Here is a 19621-nt window from a genome sequence, read left to right as displayed (position 1 = left end):
CAGCAAGGAGGAAATGACTATGACATTTATGGAACTTAAAACTGCCCCTCACCTGTTGATTTTCGTTATTGTTTATTTTGGTGTTATGATTGGAATCGGCGCCTGGGCATCAAAAAAAATAAAAAGCAGTGAAGACTATGCACTCGCCGGTCGAAGCTTAGGTCCGTTCGTCTTAATGGGAACACTGCTCGCAACTTCCGTCGGAAGCGGAACCATCACCGGCGGCGGCAACTCGCTCGCTTACAACTACGGCTACTGGGCTGGTATCCAGTGGGTTATCCCGTTCATCGTTTTCTGTATCATCTATATGTGTGTATACAAGCAGATTCGAAAGAGCAATTGTTTTACCGTACCGCAGATTCTCCAGCAGAAATACGGCGCTGAGACCCGGATCCTAGGTTCTGTCATCAACCTCTTCGGTATGGCTGGTATCATTGCTTCACAGTACAAAGGATTTGGATACGTTTTAAATATTACAACCGGTATTGATCCGAAAACCTCTACCGTGATCGCAACTATTATCATTATTGTCCTCTCTGTTACCGGCGGTCTTTTCTCCGTTGCATGGACAGATGCAGTCAGCGCATTCCTAATCGTTGCCTGTTGTATCGTCGGTATTCCGTTTGTCCTCAAAGCCGGAGGCGGCTGGGAGTCCATCACCGCTACCGCAGCTGCAATCGACCCGAATAAGCTTTCCTTCTTCGGCGGACGCAACATCATCATCTGGATCGGTTCTTTCCTGCCGCTTATCCTTCTTGAGACCGGCGACCAGAACTTCTATACCCGTCTGACCGCTGCCAAGACTGATAAGACAGCCAGAAACGCCATCATCGGATGGGGCGTTATGGCGCTCATCGTTATGCCGTGCGTCGGCATCATCGCCTTCACCGGAAGCGTTTTATTTGGTACCAACATTGACGCAGGTATGTCCTTCCTGTCTACCACGACGATTATTCCGACATTCATCGGCGGCATGCTGTTAGCAGCTTCCACCGCATTCATCATCACAACCGGTACTTCTTACCTGCTGACCTGTGGAACCAGTGTTACGTATGACTTCTACAAACAGTATATCAATAAAACTCCGGGCGACTCCCAGACACTCTGGGTAAACCGGATCGGTACTGCTTTAATCGGTATCATCGCCCTGATTATTTTAAACTTCTTCCCGACAATTCTGGCGCTTCAGAACTGGTCTTACACCATGATCGGCGCCAGCATCACACCAGCAGTCCTCGGCTCCATGTTCTCTAAGAAAGTAACCCGTCCGGCTGGCTTCCTGTCCATGCTTTGCGGCGCGATTGCAACACTTACCTGGGAACTCCTCGGATGCCCGGGCGGATATCAGAGTGCTCTGATTGCAGCTCCTATCTCTATCCTGGTACTCGTTATCGTATCTGCCTGCACACAGAAAACACTGGCAGGCGAAGCTGCATAAATAATACTCATTGTGTTTAACCGGCAGTCCCAGCGCGACTGCAATTTTCCACCGCGTTTGGAACTGCCGTTTCCATTAAGAAAGAAGGGATTTCATGGCTTTTTATCTGAAAAATGCACACGTGCTGGATGTAGAAAAAGGAACCTTTTTCTCAGCTGATGTTAAAATTGAAAACAAAAAAATCGTTTCACTGGACGAAAAAGCCCCGGACGGAGCGGACGCGGTCGACTGTACCGGCAAATATCTGACTCCTGGCGTCATGGACGCCCATGTCCACCTTGTCTGGGATGGTACTTCCCCGGATCCGATGGGGGATACCATCAAGGACGGCAACTATGTCTGCTTTGCAAAGGGTGTCCGCGGCGCAATGGATTCCCTGAAAGCGGGCGTTACCACCGTCCGGGATGTCGGCTCCCACGATGACGCCGCCATTCCGCTGGCAAGCGCGATCAACCGTGGAATTATTCAGGGCGCCAATATTCTTCCTGCCGGAAGCGCCATCCAGGGTTCCTACGGACACTGCCCGATGATTGGTTTTATCGCAAATACGGAGGCACAGCTGATCGATCGCATCAAGCGCTTAAAGGGCTATGATATCGAAATGTCAATCCCGCCGATCCACTGGGCAAAAATCATGGCGAGCGGCGGAGCTGCCGGTCTGGAAGATGTCGGTCCGTGTATGTATTCGCCGAAAGAACTGGAAACACTGGTGTATGAGGCGCACCGCCTGAATATGAAGGTAGCCGCCCATGCGCTCTCCTATGACGCCATCTCCAAATGCGTGGACGCTGGCATCGATACGATCGAGCACGGCGCTGAAATGACCGAAGAAATCCTTCTAAAAATGAAGGAACATGGACAGTGCTGGGTACCGACGGTAGCCGTTTACAAGAGTCTTGTAGAGAGCGAAGGCATCATCGCTGATGTGATTGTAGAAAAAGCAAAGGTAGTCGCTGAAAACCAGCGGAAATCCTTTAAAAAGGCAATGGAAATCGGTGTGAAAATCATTCTCGGAAGTGACGCCGGCTCTGCCAACTTTGGTCCGCACCCGTCCGCCTACCTGGAAATGTTTACCATGCACGAATACGGCATGCCAAACGCAGATGTCATCCGGTGTGCGACCATCGCAGCTGCCAACGAACTCGGCATCGGCACACAGCGCGGCTCGATCGAGGCTGGAAAACTGGCGGACATCCTGATTCTGGATGCTAACCCGCTCGATGACCTGCACGCGTTTACCGACCATCTGTACAGTGTCTACAAAGAGGGGGTTCTTATTTGACATTTATCCAATTCCTATAGCGGATAACTGCGTGCGTATTTCGTTCCCCCTAATACGCGCGCAGTTTTTTCATTTCAGCGAAAAATCGCCTCGTTTATTTATCGTATATTGAATATTTTTTCATACATTACCGCATTCTGTTTGATTTTTTCCAGCAAATTACTTTCGATATCATTTTTTTGATATAAATTACGCAAAATTTTTCAATATATAACACAAATGGCAGATTTTTCAGTTGACATATCGAAAAACCGCACGTATAATTGGCATCAATTCAGGAAAAGCAGAATAAACATAACAGAAAATAATTGCAAGGGCGCATCTCTTTTACGATGAATGCGTCCTTGTTTTTATTTATATGGCAACTGATCACGTGCCGGCTTACCGCGGGCACAGCTGAAAAAGAGGAGGAACCATTATGAAAAAAAGGTGATAACAGCAACGGCAATGGCAGGATGCGGACAGTCTTCTGCTCCGGCAGAAACAACCGCAGCTGCTACCGATGCCCCAGCGGAAGATACGACCGCTTCCTCCGATGAAACGAAAGAAACCAGCGCTGGCGCCAAGGACGCGCTGAAAGGCGTAAAGCTTAAATTCGGTACCACCGCACTGTTCGCGCCGTTTACTTACTACGACACAGACGGAACCACATTGATTGGGTTTGATATCGATATGATGAACGCCCTGAAAGATTATCTGGGATTTGAGCTGGACGGTGATATCCAGGTTATGGATTATTCCGCACTGACTGCCTCCCTGGCAGAGGGAAAGCTGGATATAGGCATGGCTGCCCTGTGTGCAACCGACCAGAGAAAAGAGGTCATGAACTTCTCCAAGACATATTATGACGCAGGCCAGGTTGTCATGGTCAATACCGAAAGCAGTCCGAAAGAGATTACCGGCGAAGAAGCACTCCGAAGCGGTGACTACAAGGTAGCAGTTGAAAAAGGAACTGCCTCCCACATGTACGCACAGGCAAATTTCCCAGAATCCTGCATCGGGGTACACGATACCATCACTCCTGTTATGAATCCCTGGAACAGGGTAAGGTAGATGCCTGCTTACAGGATCTCGCCGGGCAGGAGGACAGCATGAATATCAAGTTATTCAGCAAAGAACGCTATAAAACCGGCAAGCTTCTCCTGGAGCCGGCGGTTGTATAGATATAGCATAAACGCAAAAATCGGCAGTAAACGAACCAATTTTCGTTTACTGCCGATGCTTTTACGCCTCTTTCGTCCCTTTATTCTTTCGATCCAGAATAACCAGAACCACAATCAGCGCTGCGAATCCCACGCCGGTTCCCACCCAGCCATTGGCGGTAATTCCGGCTGCCAGATAACCGAGGAAACAGCACGCCGCTACGCACAGCACATACGGGATCTGGGTCGATACGTGGTTGATGTGGTGGCACTGGGCGCCAGCCGACGCAAGGATGGTCGTATCCGAGATCGGGGAAACATGGTCGCCGCAGACCGCACCTGCCAGAATCGAAGCCGTCACGATCGTAAGGCTGTTCATATTTTCAGCGCCAACCACCGCAAATGCAATCGGAAGCAGAATACCGAAGGTACCCCAGGACGTACCGGTCGAGAACGCCAGCCCCGCCGCGATGACGAACATCAGGGCCGGCATCAGGGAGCCGACCAGCGCATTGCCGCCCACTACCTCTTTGACATAGCCGCCGATGTTTAAGTAATCCGCACTGCAGATACCAGACAGAGTCCAGGCAAGGCACAGAATCATGATCGCCGGGATCATCGCCTTAACGCCGATCGTGAAGGATTCACAGAACTCATTGAACCGGATGACACGGCGGATCATGTAAAATGCAAAGATAAACACCAGTGTGAAGAAGGAACCAAGCACCAGGCTCAGTGCCGAATCACAGTTGGCGAACGCCTCGACCAGACCAACGCCGTCCAGGATGCCGCCTGTATACAGCATACCGCTGACGCAGAACGCAATCAGAACCAGGATCGGAAGAATCAGATCGATAACCTTTCCGTTGCCGGAGATCTCCATCGCCTCCGCCTCGACCGTCGTCTCTTTTCCGGTCTTTTTCACCTGTTCTTCATAGCGTTTCATCGCCGCGAAATCAAAATCGCCTGCTACCAAAAAGAGCATGAAGCAGATCGTGAGAAGCGCATACAGATTAAACGGAATCGTGTGAAGGAACAGACTGAAGCCGTCCACTCCGCTGTCCTCCGGAAGCGAAGAACCGACCGCTGCCGCCCAGCTTGAGATCGGCGCGATGATACAGATCGGCGCCGCCGTCGCATCGATGATGTAGGCTAACTTCGCACGTGTGATCTTGTGCTTGTCCGTCACCGGACGCATAACCGTGCCGACGGTCAGGCAGTTAAAATAGTCATCCACGAAAATCAGCATTCCGAGGAACATGGTTGCAAACAGCGCGCCCTTCTTCGTGCGGATCGCGTGGGACGCCCACTCACCATAAGCCTTCGACGCACCAGACTTTGTGATCAGTGCTACCACGATGCCGAGAAATGCCAGGAAAAGCAGAATGTTGACATTGCCCCCGATCTTCTCGCCCATGATCGCGATCATTGTTTCCACCGCATGAAGCGGATTTGGACCCGTAAATAAAAACGCGCCCGACATAATACCTATCAGCAGAGACAGGTACACCTCTTTCGTAATCAATGCAAGCGCAATGGCTACGATAGGCGGTATTAAAGAAAAAATCGTACCGCTCATAATTACCCCCTTATGGATTATCTGTACACATTCGGGCAAATTCTGCCCGTTTTTGAGCACACTATATCTACATAATAAATGTCCCCGGGCACTTTGTCCAGCGTCCGGGGACATTTTTTCATATTTTCTCTCTTTTTACTTTCTTTTCCTGCTTTTTACTCTGCTTTCTCCAGCTCTGCCAGTTCCAGAGCTGTCGCCTCGTATTTGGCAAGAATGACATTTTGAATCATGTCTCTGGTTTCCGAATTAATCGGGTGGGCAATATCCCGGTATTCTCCATCCGCAGCCTTACGGCTCGGCATAGCAATAAAAAGTCCTTTCTCTCCCTCAATAACCTTGATATCATGAACCACAAATTCATTGTCAAGTGTGATGGATACGATGGCTTTCATCTTACCTTCCTTCTCTATCCGCCGCACTCTTACGTCTGTAATCTGCATACCCATTTACCCCTTCCGTCTGTTCTTTGATGTACCCTATAATGTAAACCGCTCGTTCTTCTCAATGACAATCTTTACATCTTCCGGCGTACCGATGTGCGTCGTGTTGGCGCGGATCGTATCACGGCTCTCTACAATACAATTCTCAATCACTGTATTGTCCCCGATGTAAACATCATTTAAAATAACAGAATTCCGGATGATACAGTTATTGCCTACATATACCTTCTTAAACAGAACCGAGTTCTCCACCGTACCATTTAAGATACAGCCGCTGGATACCAGGCTGTTCTTGACATTTGCACCCGGATTGTATTTTGCCGGCGGAAGATCATCTACCTTGGAGTAGATCTCCGGGTATTCCTTGAAGAAATAGTGGCGTACATCCGGTTTTAGGAAATCCATGTTCGTCTTGTAGTACGAATCAACCGAAGCGATGTTGCTCCAGTAAGTTCCTAACTTATACGCGTAAATGCGTTTGAGGTTCTTATATCTGACTAAAATATCGGTAACAAAATCATACCGATCCTCTGCTGCACAGCGCTCCAGAAGTTCGATGAGCTGACGGCGGCGGATTACATAGATACCGCAGGAGATCATGCTGGAGGTCGCCAGCATCGGTTTTTCCTCAAAATCTGTGATACGTCCGTCATCATTTAACTTCACCAGACCGAAGCGGGTAACGTCCTCCTCCGGAGGCATCTCCTTGCATACTACGGTAATATCCGCTTTCTTTTCAATATGATACTCCAGTACCTTGCCGTAATCCAATTTATAGACACAGTCGCCGCCTGCAATGACCACATACGGCTCATGACTTTTCTTTAAGAAATCGAGGTTCTGATACAGCGCATCTGCGGTACCGCGGTACCAGTCGCTGCTCTCTGCCGTGATCGTCGGTGTGAATACATACATGCCGCCCTGCTTACGTCCGAAATCCCACCACTTGGAAGAACTCAAGTGCTCATTCAGGGAACGGGAGTTGTACTGCGTCAGTACCGCCACACTCTGGATGTGGGAATTGCTCATATTGCTCAGAGCAAAATCGACACTGCGGTAGCTGCCTGCGATAGGCATCGCTGCGATGGCTCTCTTATTGGATAATTCTCTCATTCTCTTGCTGTTGCCGCCAGCTAAAACAATCCCGATCGCTCTCATTGTATTCCACCTGCCTTTATGATATAATCGCCGCTCTCCAGCTCGCCGCCGTGATAATCGTCTGCCGTCGTCACACCGGAAATCGCTGTGTTCCGTCCTATCTTCACTCCATCCGGTATCACGGAGCGCTCTCCGATCGTTACCAGATCGAACTGATATACCTTCTTGTCGTACTTGCTCTCGGCATATTCTCCGACGCCGACCTCGGCATTCTCACCGATGGTAACGTCCTCCGCCACGATCGCCTTATCCACAACCGTGCCAGCGCCGATCGTCGTGCCCTTCATGATGATCGAATCACGGATCACCGCACCTTCTCCGATCGTAACGCCTGCTCCGATGACCGAGTTAATGACTTCGCCGTATACCTCGGTGCCCTCGCCGATGATACTGCGCTCTATCTTGGACTGCTCCGATATAAATTGTGGGGGAATAATATCGCTCTTCGTGTAAATCTTCCAGTATTCTTCATACAGGTTGAACTCCGGAATGATGTCGATCAGTTCCATGTTTGCCTCCCAGTAGGAGCCAAGGGTTCCGACATCTTTCCAGTAGCCGTTGTACTCGTATGCGAAGATACGTTTTCCAGCTGCATGGCAATACGGGATAATGTGCTTTCCAAAATCACATCCAGGCTCGTCCGAGAGCTTGATGAGCGCTTCCTTGAGCACCTTCCAGCTGAATATGTAAATACCCATGGAAGCTAAATTGCTGCGCGGATTCGCCGGTTTCTCCTCAAACTCCGTAATGCGGTTGTTGTCATCGGTTATAACGATACCGAAACGGCTTGCCTCCTCCATCGGAACCTGCATCGCCGCGATCGTCACATCCGCATTGTTTGCTTTGTGGTATTCCAGCATTACCTCGTAGTCCATCTTGTAGATGTGGTCGCCAGACAAAATCAGCACATACTCTGGATTGTACGTTTCCATGTATTCCAGATTCTGGTAGATCGCGTTCGCCGTACCGGTGTACCAATCGCTTCCTTTGCTCCGCTCATACGGCGGAAGTACCGTCACACCACCTACGTTGCGGTCCAGATCCCACGGAATACCGATTCCAATATGTGCATTCAGCCGCAGCGGCTGATACTGGGTCAGAACGCCTACCGTGTCCACTCCCGAATTGATACAGTTACTTAACGGAAAATCGATGATTCGATACTTTCCTCCGAAAGAAACCGCAGGTTTTGCTACTTTTTGAGTTAAGACACCCAGACGACTGCCCTGTCCGCCTGCCAACAGCATAGCTATCATTTCCTTTTTAATCACGATATCACCCCTCGATGCTCACATATAATGTGTATTTTAAACCTGTTTTTATTATAACATACTTCACGAAAATAGTGAACAAATTTTTAATAGAATTTGTCCCAATTTTGTACATTTTCCGACATTTTTCGTTCCTTTTACATAATATTTTCGTAATTCCGGGATGTGGAATCTGAGAGTGAACCTCCCGTGAACTGAAAAAAAGCCCTGAATCTGAGACACTTTTGACTCAAAAGCATTTCCGATTCAAGGCTTTTTTACTGTATACTCTTTCTCAATTCTTCCAGACTCATCGAATCTGCAATCCGCGGCAACTCCTCCTGTAAGATATGGACAAAGTCCTGTATATACATCGGATGCATCGCATTCCGATGGCTGACCAGCTCGATCTTTAACTCCCGTCCCAAGTTCCGGATCGGGAACATATAGAGTTCATCCTCCGGTTTACAGGTCTGATTGTGACGGTACGCGGCTGCCAGCAGCATTTTCGGGCACAGCGCCGCACAGATGCCGGACGCGCAGAGCAGAATCTGCGTCTCACTATCACTGATGTTATAGATGACATTAAGCTTTACATTATAACTGTCCAGATATTCCTGAATCGCATGGTTGACTTTTCCGGTCTTGAAACTCTGCGTAAACGGAATGTTGGAAAACCGTTTCAGATCAATCCCATCCTCCATCTGCCGGATCTCCTGCTTGCTAAATTCCCGCCTCAAAAGCTTGGCGGAGATAACCAGGATGATCTCATCCGTCGTCAGGGTCTGGATTTTATAATCCGGATGCGGTGACGTATTGACCCCGATAAATAAATCTACCTGTCCGTTCAACAGGCGTTCCTCCAGAATCTGTGTGTCCTCCTCCGTAAAGGATATATTTACCTTCGGGTAACACTGGTAATATCGCGGCAGCACACGGGGCAGTATGATCGGCGCGCGGGATGTACTGATTCCCAAGGTAAAACCGCCCACCGTCCCCTCCGCTATCCCCGCTAGACTCCGGCTCATACTCGTCTCCATAATCTGGATATTTAACAGGTTATGAAGCATGATCTCGCCAGCCTGTGTCAGACGGAATTTGGGACGCCGCTCAATCAACACGACATTATACTCTTTTTCCAGCCTCTTTATATGATCGCTGGCGCACTGCTGTGTAATATGAAGCTCATTTGCAGCTTTTGTAATACTCATTTCTCTGGCTACCACCAAAAAAACTTCGAATCCTATTTTCATTGTTTCCTCCGCCAGTTCTCAGTTCTATCTATTTTCTTATTCTAACCAAAAGGAGTCGTAAAAAAACAGCGCATTGACCTTTCAAGTCTCTTCTGCTGTCTTTTCACAGCCCCTTTTTCTTACGTATTTTTCTAATACTTAGTATCCGTACCCCATTAGTCTCGGAAGCCATGTGATGATTCCCGGTACATATGCAAATACAAACAGAAGCAATATTTCCGTCAAAAGGAACGGAAGCGCTCCCTTTACAATCTGTTTAAAATTCAAGCCTGAAATCGAAACCGCCGTAAACAGATTATATCCAAACGGAGGTGTTACGAATCCAACTACCAGGCAAATACAGAACAGCATACCGATGTGGAGTTCATTACATCCGAGTGCAATTCCAACCGGAATTAAAATTGGTGCCAGAATCAGAGTTGCCGCTACGTTATCCATCAGACAGCCTACAATTAAGAGCACTACAACTAGTACGAAGAGATAAAGTGCCTGGCTGCCACCTACGAAGCTGATAAATGCATTGGAAATCACGATTCCGATCTGGGATTTCGATACAACCCAGGAGAACAGGGACGCCGCCGCGATGATGAAATTGACCATTGTCGATGTTTTCAGGGAATTGATCAGGATCTTCGGTAAATCTTTTACTTTCAGTTCTTTCAATGCAAAACCCAGAATCAGCGCATAAACAATGCCGACCGCTGCGGATTCGGTTGGTGTAAAGATACCGCCATAAATACCGCCTAGAATCAGAACCGGAAGTCCCAGAGCGCCCAGCGCTTTCCAGAACAATTTCATGGATTCTTTAAAATCAAACTTCATCGTCTTCGCATGTTTCAGAACCTCCGGATTCCTGTATGCGAATACGACATTGACTAACGATAACGCCAGTGCGATAACAAGTCCCGGGACAACCCCTGCCATAAACATTGCCGGAATTGAAAGATTCATTGTAACTCCATAAATAATCATGGGAATACTCGGAGGAATGATTGGTCCCAATGCACCTGCCGATGCAACTAACCCCGCGCTCGTTTCTCTGGAATAACCTGCCTTCAGCATGGAAGGAAGCATAATTGAACCAATCGCTGCTACCGTCGCCGGACCAGAGCCCGTCAGCGCTGCAAAGATCGCACAACTGAATACGGTTACAATTCCAAGTCCGCCCGGAAGCCAGCCTAAAATACTCTTCGCCCAATCGGTCAGACGTTTGGAAATACCACCGAAATCCATCAGGTTTCCTACCAAGATAAACAGTGGGACTGCAAGCAGTGTGAAGGAGTTAAGACCGTAAATCAGCCGCTGTGCGACTACCAGCATACTTCCTCCCGTTGTCGCCAGATATGCCATTCCGGCAGAAAGGATTGCAAATGCAACCGGAATGCCTAAAAGCATCAGACCAAATAATACTACTAATACAAGTGTCATAATACCGGTTTATCCTCCTTTCTCTCTGTCGCTGATACGATCATCGCAATCGCTACAAATGCCTGGAACATCAGAAGGATTCCGCCGACTGCCACGGAGGAATTGATACACCACATCGGGACAGAAAGCGCGGTACTCAAGTTAGTTCTGGAGCTGTACGCAAGCTTTAAGCCTGCATACAGCATTACGGTTCCATCAAAAAAGATAACTAATTCAATGATAATATCGACAATTTTTCGAAGTGTTCCATGCATCAGATCCAGGATTGCTGTTACTGTAGCATGTCCGCTTCCCTCAATCAACAAGGAAGCGCCCAGCATATGCATCCAGATAAAACAGTACCGGGCAAGTTCTTCGCTCCATGACAGTGAATTATTCAGAATGAAGCGGAAAAACACCTGTGCCACACAGGCAACAATCAGGACAATAAAGATCACCATTCCTATGTAACTGACGCACTTATTAATTATGTCTGAAACCTGCTGTAATTTTTTCATGCTGTCAAACCCTCTTTCTGCAATCACCTCTCCGTGCCGGTCAGGGATTTAATCTGATCCACCCACTCAGAACCGATGTAGGATTCCATCTCGTCATAGCACGGCTGTACGGCACTCTGGAATGCCTCTGTATCTACATCCTCAGAGGATACAATCGTCATGCCCTGAGACGTCAGATCCGACTCCATCTTTTCAGCGGTTGCATCGTTGTTTTCACGTGTTTCTTTGGCTGCTTCCTGTGCTGCTTCTTTTAAGATCGCCTGATCTTCCTCAGATAAGGACTCATATACACTGGTAGAAATACATACCGGAAGTGGAGAATAAAACAGGTTTACATTATCAATGTATTTGCAGATATCCGGAAAACCGTTGGTATATAATACACTTAACGGTGCGTCACAGCCATCTACGGTACCCTGCTGCAGAGCGGTTAAAAGCTCGCCCCATGCCATCGGGGTTGCATTTACACCCAGCGCCTTATAAGCAGATAGGTAAATCTTTGTCTCCATGCAGCGGATCTTCAGTCCATTCAAATCGGACGGTGCTTTGATTTCTTTGTCCTTTGTACACAACTGACGGAATCCGCCCTCAGAAAATGCAAGACATGTAACGCCTGTTCCGTCCATATTGTCGATCAGGGACTGACCGAAATCGCCGTCTACGATCTCACGTGCCTGTGCCAAATCGCTAAAAATGAACGGAAGATCCAATGCACCGTTTGCCGATACATAAGAAGAAACATATGCATTCGTCATGACTGCCATGTCGCATGTTCCGGTCTGCATGCCTTCCCACATCTCCGGCTCGGAACCAAGCTGACTGCTCGCATACAGGTTGACCGCAATTCTGCCCTCGGATTTTTCTTCCACGATCTCTTTGAATTTGGTTGCTGTAAAGTGATACGGATCATCTGCGTTTGCTGCGGTCGTATAACCGATGCTGAGTGTTGTCTCGGCATTCGGGTTAGCGGTGTTCTCGACTGCCGCCTGTGTTCCTGCCGCCGCTGCCTGTGTGGTACCACCTGCCTGTCCGCCGCCGCACGCTGTCATGCTGAGCGCTGTCACTGCTGCTAATGCCCCTGCCAATACTCTGTCTTTCCTCATAATGTAAAATCCTCCTTCTAAAAAATGTGCATTTATATAAATTTATCTGCATACCACTTCTTCCGGTACCTTCTGGACCATGTCCCGTATCTGTGCTTCCGCAATCCCACAGGTCAGCATCACGGCGATAAACCGTTTCAATTCCGAAACGGGTGTCGGCGCCCCTTTCTGCCCGCGGTCCGTTGCCAGATATACGTGTCCACTTCCAACGGTCCGAATCGTCTCTGCCATCTCTTCCGGCATCACACTTTTCTGTGCCAGATTAAACCAGTTCTTCTCAATCACAACCCCCAGCTTCGCCAGTTCCGCCTGATCGTCTCTTCCTATCCTCGTCCTTGGAAACTCTGGATGTGTCAAAATCATATTGACCCCCCGTTTCCGTCCTTCCCTGCATAAAATCAGGGATTCCTCCGGGCTGATATGTCCTGTTGCCAGAAATGCGTCTTTTTCCTTGATAGCATCCATGATGTCGTAGACGCATTCTTTTAATGTTCCATCCTGTTCCAGAATGGTAATACCCCTGCGGTCGAAGAAATCTCCCTCCATGTTTCCGAATACTAGGCTGTTTTTCGCATCCCGGGTCGGCATCCATACAATTTTTGCCCCCGCCCGCAATGCATTTTTCACCGCGTATACATTCAAGCCGCCCGCCGGGCAGTTGAGGCAGAGCCCGCCATACGCTTTTGCCTTACAGCCGCTGTAGCGGTTGATCAGTTCTGCCCGCAAAGCCGTTGATTCATAATGACTTTTCAGCATCACTCCCGCCATTCCTGCCGCGTCTGCCTCCCGGATCAACTGGAATCCATCCAATTCTCTCGGAAAAACAGAGGGCGATGAATGTACATGTAAATCGTACGCACCTTTCAGAAGCTCTTCCGCTTTTTTATTTGCGTCAAGTTCAGTCATAATTCTTCTGTCTACACCCTTTCCGTTTGATAGACTCTTTGAAAGTATTCCGCGGTTTTCTTTCTTTATCCCCATTCTAACACCGGGCATTTGTCTCTGTAAAACAAGTATTCACAGAGTTGACACAATACCCAGCTTGTTTTCTGCCCTTTCCTTCTGTTTTTGCATTTGTTTCTGTTAATTTTTAAAGCTGTCACTTTTTATACGGGCAGGTTTCTTCCCCTAGCAAATTTCCCTCCGTCCCTTGAATCTACAAGAAAAATACAGTATAATGAAAGTTAAACACGGTCTGCACACTGCAGGGCAGTCCGCATGAGAAAGTTTATTTTGCAAAATAAGGAGTTTACTGAGATGAATTTAACCACTGTAAGAGAAATTTACCGTTCCAGAGAGACGTATCTGGACAAAGAAGTTCAGATCGGCGGCTGGGTACGAAGCGTGCGCGGTTCCAAGAACTTTGGCTTCATCGTTGTGAGCGATGGCAGCTACTTTGAGACACTTCAGGTTGTTTACCATGATACAATGCCGAACTTTGCGGAGATCTCCAAGTTAAACGTAGGCGCATCCATTATCGTAAAAGGTACCCTGGTTGCGACCCCGGAGGCAAAGCAGCCGTTCGAGATTCAGGCGACCGAGGTAGCCGTTGAGGGACCGTCCGCTTCGGATTATCCGCTTCAGAAGAAACGCCACAGCCTTGAGTATCTGCGTACCATCTCCCACCTGCGACCGAGAACCAACACTTTCCAGGCTGTGTTCCGTGTACGTTCCCTGGCAGCTTACGCGATCCATCAGTATTTCCAGGAGCGCGATTTCGTGTATGTCCACACTCCACTGATTACCGCAAGTGACTGCGAGGGCGCCGGTGAGATGTTCCAGGTTACCACGATGGATCTGAACAATGTTCCGAAAAAGGACGACGGCACGGTTGACTACTCTCAGGATTTCTTCGGAAAACCAACTAACTTAACTGTCAGCGGTCAGTTAAACGGCGAGACCTACGCGATGGCATTCCGCAATATCTACACCTTCGGACCGACCTTCCGCGCAGAGAACTCCAACACGACCCGTCATGCAGCTGAGTTCTGGATGATCGAGCCGGAGATGGCATTTGCGGATCTGAACGACAACATGGAAGTTGCCGAGGATATGTTAAAATATGTCATCCGCTACGTCTTAGAGCACGCACCGGAAGAGATGAATTTCTTCAACCAGTTCATCGACAAGGGACTCCTTGACCGCTTAAACCACGTATTAAATTCCGAATTCGGTCATGTAACCTACACAGAGGCTGTCCGCATCCTCGAAGAGCACAACGACGAATTCGACTACAAGGTATTCTGGGGCTGTGACTTACAGACCGAGCATGAGCGCTACTTAACCGAGAAGATCTTCCAGAAACCGGTCTTCGTTACCGATTATCCGAAGGAGATCAAGGCATTCTACATGAAGATGAACGAGGACGGCAAGACCGTTGCAGCGATGGACTGTCTCGTACCGGGCATCGGCGAGATCATCGGCGGCAGCCAGCGTGAGGACAGCTTAGAGAAGTTAGAGGCGCGTATGGACGAGCTTGGACTTAAAAAGGAGGACTACGATTTCTATCTGGATCTGCGTAAATACGGTTCCGCAAGACACTCCGGATTTGGTCTTGGATTCGAGCGCTGCGTGATGTACTTAACCGGCGTTTCCAACATCCGCGATGTCATCCCGTTCCCGAGAACCGTAAACAACTGTGAACTGTAAACAATAAGTAACTATGGGGCTGTCGCAAATACTGGAATCTGCTTTCTGCTATTTGCAGCAGTCCCTTTTCTATTATTATTTCAATATGTACATACGGAGTGACAGACTCCTGAAAGGGGGAGAGAATGTGAAATTTATCCATACCGGCGATATCCACTGGGGCATGTCCCCGGACAGCGACAAGCCTTGGAGCCGGGAGCGCAGCCGCGATATCCGCGATACGTTTACCGCCATCATCGCCAAGGCAAAGGAGCTGCGCGTGGACTGCCTGTTCATCGCGGGGGATCTGTTCCACCGCCAGCCGCTGCTGCGCGACCTGAAAGAGGTCAATTACCTGTTTTCCACGATCCCGCAAACACAGGTTGTCATCATCGCGGGCAATCACGACCGGATCCGCAAAAATTCAGCTGTTTTAAGCTTTTCCTGGGCTTCCAACGTGACGTTTCTGGAAAGTGAGGATGTCTCATCCGTCTATTTTGAGGATATCAACACCGAGGTGACCGGCTTTTCTTACTATACTGCGGAGATCCCGGAGCCGCGCCTCGATACTCTTGAAGCGCCGGAGGATGGAAAAATCCACATTCTGCTGGGGCACGGCGGCGACGCGAACCACGTCCCGATTGACCGGGCGGCGCTGGCTTCCTCCGGATTTTCGTATATCGCACTGGGGCACATCCACAGGCCAGAGATCCTACTGGACAAAAAGATGGCATACTGCGGTTCCCCGGAGCCGCTTGATAAGACCGAGACCGGCAGGCACGGCATCCTTTACGGCGAGATCGACCCGGAAAGCGGTCAGGTAACGACACTGGACTTTATTCCGATGGCGAAGCTCCGCTACATCCCGCTCATCGTCCGCGTCACGCCGGATACGACCAACACGGAGCTGTACTTAAAAATCGCCCATGAGATCGAACAGCGCGGCAATGACAATATTTTCCGCTTCAAGGTGCAGGGCATGCGCGATCCCGATATTTCCTTCGATCTGGACGCCTTAAAGCTGCGTTTCCGCATCGCGGATATCATCGATGAGACGGAACCGCAATACGATTTTTCCGCCCTGTTTGCCGAGCATCCAAGCGATATGATCGGCTTTTACATCCAAGCACTGAAAAAACCGGACATGAGTCCGGTGGAGAAAAAGGCGCTGTTTTACGGCATCCACGCCCTGCTTCTCACCACCGATGAAAGGAGTTAGCTTCCATGCGTTTTCTTGATCTTTATATCAGTGGGTTTGGAAAATTTCATGACACAGCCGTCTCCTTTGAGGATGGGTTAAACGTCATTTACGGTAAAAATGAAGCCGGCAAATCCACGATCCACACCTTTATCCGCGGCATGCTCTTCGGCATCGAGCGTCAGAGGGGGCGCGCCGCCAGAAACGACATCTACAGCAAATATGAGCCGTGGGAAAACAGCGGCACCTACGAGGGGCAGCTCCGGCTTGAATCCGACGACGGCACCATTTACCGGATCGAGCGCTCGTTCCAGAAAAATAAGAAGGAATTTACCGTCATCAACGAGACGACCGGACGCGAGGAACCGGACGGCCGCGCCGTTTTGCAGGAAATTTTGGGCGGCATGAGTGAAACCATGTACAACAACACCATCAGCATCAGCCAGTTAAAGAGTGCGACCGATGAAGGCATGGTTTCAGAACTGAAAAACTATATTGCTAACATGAATACCTCTGGCAATATGGCGCTCAATATCACTAAGGCGACCGCCTATCTGAAAAATCAGCGCAAACAATTTGAATCCCAGTTAAGCCCGGAGGCTTCGGTCAACTATACCTCCCTTCTTAGCGAGATCCGCGCGCTGGAACGCGAGCTTTCTTCGCCAAAATATGAGAATCAGTTACAGGAATACTCAAAACTGCGTGACTCGGTCCGAAATGAACTGGAACATCAGAAAATAGAAAAAGAAGATTTATCCGACCGGCTGCAGAAGAGCCGTCAGGTACTGGATGAGTTTTCCTTTACGGACGAGGCGTCCATCGAGGCGTACCGCAGTCAGGCTGAAACACTCTACCAGGACTATCAGCATGCACAGGTGTCTTCCTCCAGCAAGGGATCCCGGTTTTTCCAGGTGTTTTTCTTTGTCGCAGCAGCAATTTGCGCTATCTGCGCGGCATACTGCGGATATCTGGCGTTCTTCCCGCTTCCGTCCCCGTGGCTGGGAGCTGGTCCCACCGCCCTCATATTTGGCGTCGCCGCTCTTGTGCTTCTCATGCTGGGAATCTGCGTCACACGGCACCGGAGCCGCCGCAGGCAGGAGGCGGAGAAAAGTGCCTCTGTTTTATCGGAGATTTTGCGCCGCCACCTGGGCGAATCCGAGATTTCGGATGAATCCATGAAGCTTTTGTCCCAGCGGCTGGACCGCTTCATCACGCTCTGCCACGCCGTTACAAACTCGGAGGATTCACTGGTAAAACGTTCCGAACAGATCTCGGCGCTGATGGCAAAGCAGAATGACTGCAGCCTTGTCATCGAGGAACAACAGCGCGTCCAGTGGGAGTTAGAGAAAAAGCTGGAGCACCTATCTGCCTGCAAAGACCGGGCAGCGGCGCTCAAACACATTTTAAATGAAAATGAGCGCATCCATCAGGAGATCGCCTCCGTGGATCTGGCGCTTGATACCTTAAAAGAGCTTTCCACGACCATCCGGGATTCTTTCGGCCTGTACTTAAATAAGACTGCGTCCGACCTGATCGCCGGAATTACCGGCGGAATTTATTCCAGCATCAGCATCGATGAGAACTTGAATGCGTTTTTAAATACCCGCCGGAAGCTGATCCCGCTTGAACAGGTCAGCAGCGGCACCGCCGACCAGATCTATCTGGCGCTGCGCCTCGCCGCCGCCCACTTTATCCAGGGCGATGCAGACCGGCTGCCGCTCATCTTTGACGACAGCTTCGTCCTCTACGACGACGAGCGCCTGAGAACCGTCCTCAAATGGCTGCCAACCGCCTATTCCGGGCAGATTCTTGTATTTACTTGTCATGAGAGGGAGATGCGGGTGCTGAAGGCGGAAGGAGCTGCGGTGCATGAAGTGCGGTTGTAGGACTCCTTTCATACATAACCGTGACATTGCCTGTTTCCTATGACATTAAAAAGAACGCCATTTTCTGACATGTATTGGTCCGGAAATGACGTTCTTTTTGTTTCTATTTTAAAGGTCTATTTTTAGTCCCGTATTCCCGCCCGATACTTCGCCAGCAGCTTATTGATACGTCCAGTCGGATTTAACAGCTCGCTTAAGGAGGCATCGTGGTTCAGGTTATCGATGATGAGCGCGATGTATTTGCTCATATCGACGCTGATATAGTACGGTCTGGAGAGAAGCTCCGGTGTCTGGTATACCAGGTTGGTGGTCAGGACGCGGTCGATCAGACCGTTCTCATAGTACTCGTCAAACTTCTGCAGTCCGTTGGTAAACAGACCGAAGGTCGCGCATACGAATACCTTTCTCGCCTTGCGGCTCTTTAATTCCTTCGCTACATCTAACATGCTCTCGCCAGAGGAGATCATATCATCGATGATCAGGACATCCTTGCCCTCTACGCTGGATCCCAAGAACTCATGGGCAACGATCGGATTGCGTCCGTTGACGATCCTGGTGTAATCGCGGCGTTTGTAGAACATACCCATGTCGAGTCCCAGCACGTTGGAGAAGAAGACAGCGCGGGACATACCGCCCTCATCCGGGCTGATGACCATCATGTGATCGCTGTCAATCTCCAGCTCTTTCTCATTTTTCAGCAGATATTTGATAAACTGGTAAATCGGCTGAACGGTCTCAAAACCCTTGAGCGGAATTGCGTTCTGGACACGCGGATCGTGTGCGTCAAAGGTAATGATATTCTCAACGCCCATATCTACCAGCTCCTCCAGTGCCAGCGCGCAGTCTAAGGACTCACGGCCGGAGCGCTTATGCTGGCGGCTCTCATACAGGAACGGCATGATTACGTTGATACGGCGTGCCTTTCCGCCTGCTGCCGCAATGACACGTTTCAGATCCTGATAATGATCATCCGGGGACATATGGTTTACCATGCCGCACAGAGAATATGTCTGGCTGTAGTTGCAGACATCCACGATCAGATATAGATCATCGCCGCGCACCGACGCCTTGATCTCGCCCTTTGCCTCGCCGGAACCAAATCTCGGTGTGTTTGCCCCGATGATGTAGGAGTCTCTCTGATAACCTGAAAATGCGATCGACGTCTTGTGCTCGCTCTCGCGCTCATTTCTCCAGTCCACCAGATATTTGTCTACCTTACCTACCAGTTCCTCACATCCCTTTAATGGAATCAGTCCCAGCGGACCTACCGGTATCGTCTCAATGATTTTCTCTTCGTACAGCATTTTCCATTTTCCTCCAGCCTGTTTACTCTCTGTTA

The 19621-nt window shown here is 49.4% G+C and carries 16 protein-coding genes; 6 read left to right on the top strand and 10 right to left on the bottom strand.

Annotated elements, in window-relative coordinates:
- Positions 1 to 19 precede the first annotated feature (19 nt).
- From DXD12_RS12255 to DXD12_RS12245, 3 genes are all read left to right on the top strand, one after another.
- Positions 20 to 1438 (top strand): sodium:solute symporter family protein, encoded by a 1419-nt coding sequence (locus tag DXD12_RS12255; RefSeq protein ID WP_182432196.1) that lies wholly within the window; start codon positions 20 to 22, stop codon positions 1436 to 1438.
- A 94-nt stretch (positions 1439 to 1532) separates the two neighbouring features.
- Complete coding sequence (locus DXD12_RS12250) at positions 1533 to 2720, top strand: amidohydrolase family protein (RefSeq protein ID WP_118638442.1); 1188 nt, start codon at positions 1533 to 1535, stop codon at positions 2718 to 2720.
- Between the two features lie 429 nt (positions 2721 to 3149).
- Positions 3150 to 3773: a transporter substrate-binding domain-containing protein gene (locus DXD12_RS12245; protein ID WP_243105390.1), complete on the top strand. Its 624-nt coding sequence runs from the start codon at positions 3150 to 3152 to the stop codon at positions 3771 to 3773.
- Positions 3774 to 3944: 171 nt separating this feature from the next.
- Here the strand turns inward: DXD12_RS12245 and DXD12_RS12240 are convergent, their stop codons facing one another.
- The 9 genes from DXD12_RS12240 to DXD12_RS12200 form a co-directional block, all read right to left on the bottom strand.
- On the bottom strand, positions 3945 to 5441 hold the full coding sequence (locus DXD12_RS12240) for a Na+/H+ antiporter NhaC family protein (protein ID WP_107001699.1): 1497 nt from the start codon (positions 5439 to 5441) through the stop codon (positions 3945 to 3947).
- A gap of 155 nt (positions 5442 to 5596) precedes the next feature.
- On the bottom strand, positions 5597 to 5881 hold the full coding sequence (gene spoVG, locus DXD12_RS12235; protein WP_107001781.1) for a septation regulator SpoVG: 285 nt from the start codon (positions 5879 to 5881) through the stop codon (positions 5597 to 5599).
- A 36-nt stretch (positions 5882 to 5917) separates the two neighbouring features.
- The gene (glgD, locus tag DXD12_RS12230; RefSeq protein ID WP_022359575.1) at positions 5918 to 7039 is read right to left on the bottom strand and encodes a glucose-1-phosphate adenylyltransferase subunit GlgD; all 1122 of its coding nucleotides are present in this window, start codon (positions 7037 to 7039) and stop codon (positions 5918 to 5920) included.
- Positions 7036 to 8310, bottom strand: a complete 1275-nt coding sequence (locus DXD12_RS12225; protein ID WP_118473001.1) for a glucose-1-phosphate adenylyltransferase — start codon at positions 8308 to 8310, stop codon at positions 7036 to 7038. The genes glgD and DXD12_RS12225 overlap by 4 nt, the downstream gene beginning before the upstream one ends.
- A 257-nt stretch (positions 8311 to 8567) precedes the next feature.
- Complete coding sequence (locus DXD12_RS12220) at positions 8568 to 9542, bottom strand: LysR family transcriptional regulator (RefSeq protein ID WP_118638441.1); 975 nt, start codon at positions 9540 to 9542, stop codon at positions 8568 to 8570.
- A 138-nt stretch (positions 9543 to 9680) separates the two neighbouring features.
- Positions 9681 to 10970 carry a TRAP transporter large permease gene (locus DXD12_RS12215; protein ID WP_207722853.1) on the bottom strand — a complete coding sequence of 430 codons (1290 nt, stop codon included), beginning with the start codon at positions 10968 to 10970 and terminating at the stop codon, positions 9681 to 9683.
- On the bottom strand, positions 10967 to 11467 hold the full coding sequence (locus tag DXD12_RS12210) for a TRAP transporter small permease (protein WP_118570683.1): 501 nt from the start codon (positions 11465 to 11467) through the stop codon (positions 10967 to 10969). The genes DXD12_RS12215 and DXD12_RS12210 overlap by 4 nt, the downstream gene beginning before the upstream one ends.
- A gap of 23 nt (positions 11468 to 11490) precedes the next feature.
- Complete coding sequence (locus DXD12_RS12205; protein ID WP_118638440.1) at positions 11491 to 12570, bottom strand: TRAP transporter substrate-binding protein; 1080 nt, start codon at positions 12568 to 12570, stop codon at positions 11491 to 11493.
- A gap of 42 nt (positions 12571 to 12612) precedes the next feature.
- The gene (locus DXD12_RS12200; protein WP_107001705.1) at positions 12613 to 13476 is read right to left on the bottom strand and encodes a DUF6282 family protein; all 864 of its coding nucleotides are present in this window, start codon (positions 13474 to 13476) and stop codon (positions 12613 to 12615) included.
- Between the two features lie 351 nt (positions 13477 to 13827).
- On the opposite strand from DXD12_RS12200, the gene asnS reads away from it, so the two are divergent.
- The 3 genes from asnS (at position 13828) to DXD12_RS12185 (ending at position 18282) form a co-directional block, all read left to right on the top strand.
- Positions 13828 to 15219: an asparagine--tRNA ligase gene (asnS, locus tag DXD12_RS12195; RefSeq protein WP_107001706.1), complete on the top strand. Its 1392-nt coding sequence runs from the start codon at positions 13828 to 13830 to the stop codon at positions 15217 to 15219.
- Positions 15220 to 15346: 127 nt separating this feature from the next.
- Entirely contained in the window at positions 15347 to 16417 is a 1071-nt protein-coding gene (locus tag DXD12_RS12190; RefSeq protein ID WP_118638439.1) for a DNA repair exonuclease, read from the top strand.
- 5 nt (positions 16418 to 16422) lie between these two features.
- Positions 16423 to 18282, top strand: coding sequence for an AAA family ATPase (locus tag DXD12_RS12185; RefSeq protein WP_118638438.1), 1860 nt, complete (start codon positions 16423 to 16425; stop codon positions 18280 to 18282).
- A 122-nt stretch (positions 18283 to 18404) separates the two neighbouring features.
- On the opposite strand, the gene DXD12_RS12180 is transcribed toward DXD12_RS12185, so the two are convergent.
- Positions 18405 to 19586: a ribose-phosphate pyrophosphokinase gene (locus DXD12_RS12180; protein WP_022359580.1), complete on the bottom strand. Its 1182-nt coding sequence runs from the start codon at positions 19584 to 19586 to the stop codon at positions 18405 to 18407.
- Positions 19587 to 19621 lie beyond the last annotated feature (35 nt).

This window comes from Clostridium sp. TF11-13AC (genome assembly GCF_003481065.1).
In the GTDB taxonomy this organism is placed as follows: Bacteria; Bacillota; Clostridia; order Lachnospirales; family Lachnospiraceae; genus Otoolea; species Otoolea fessa.
Note: the sequence above shows the minus strand (reverse complement) of the source record. Positions and strands in the feature narration are given on the sequence as shown.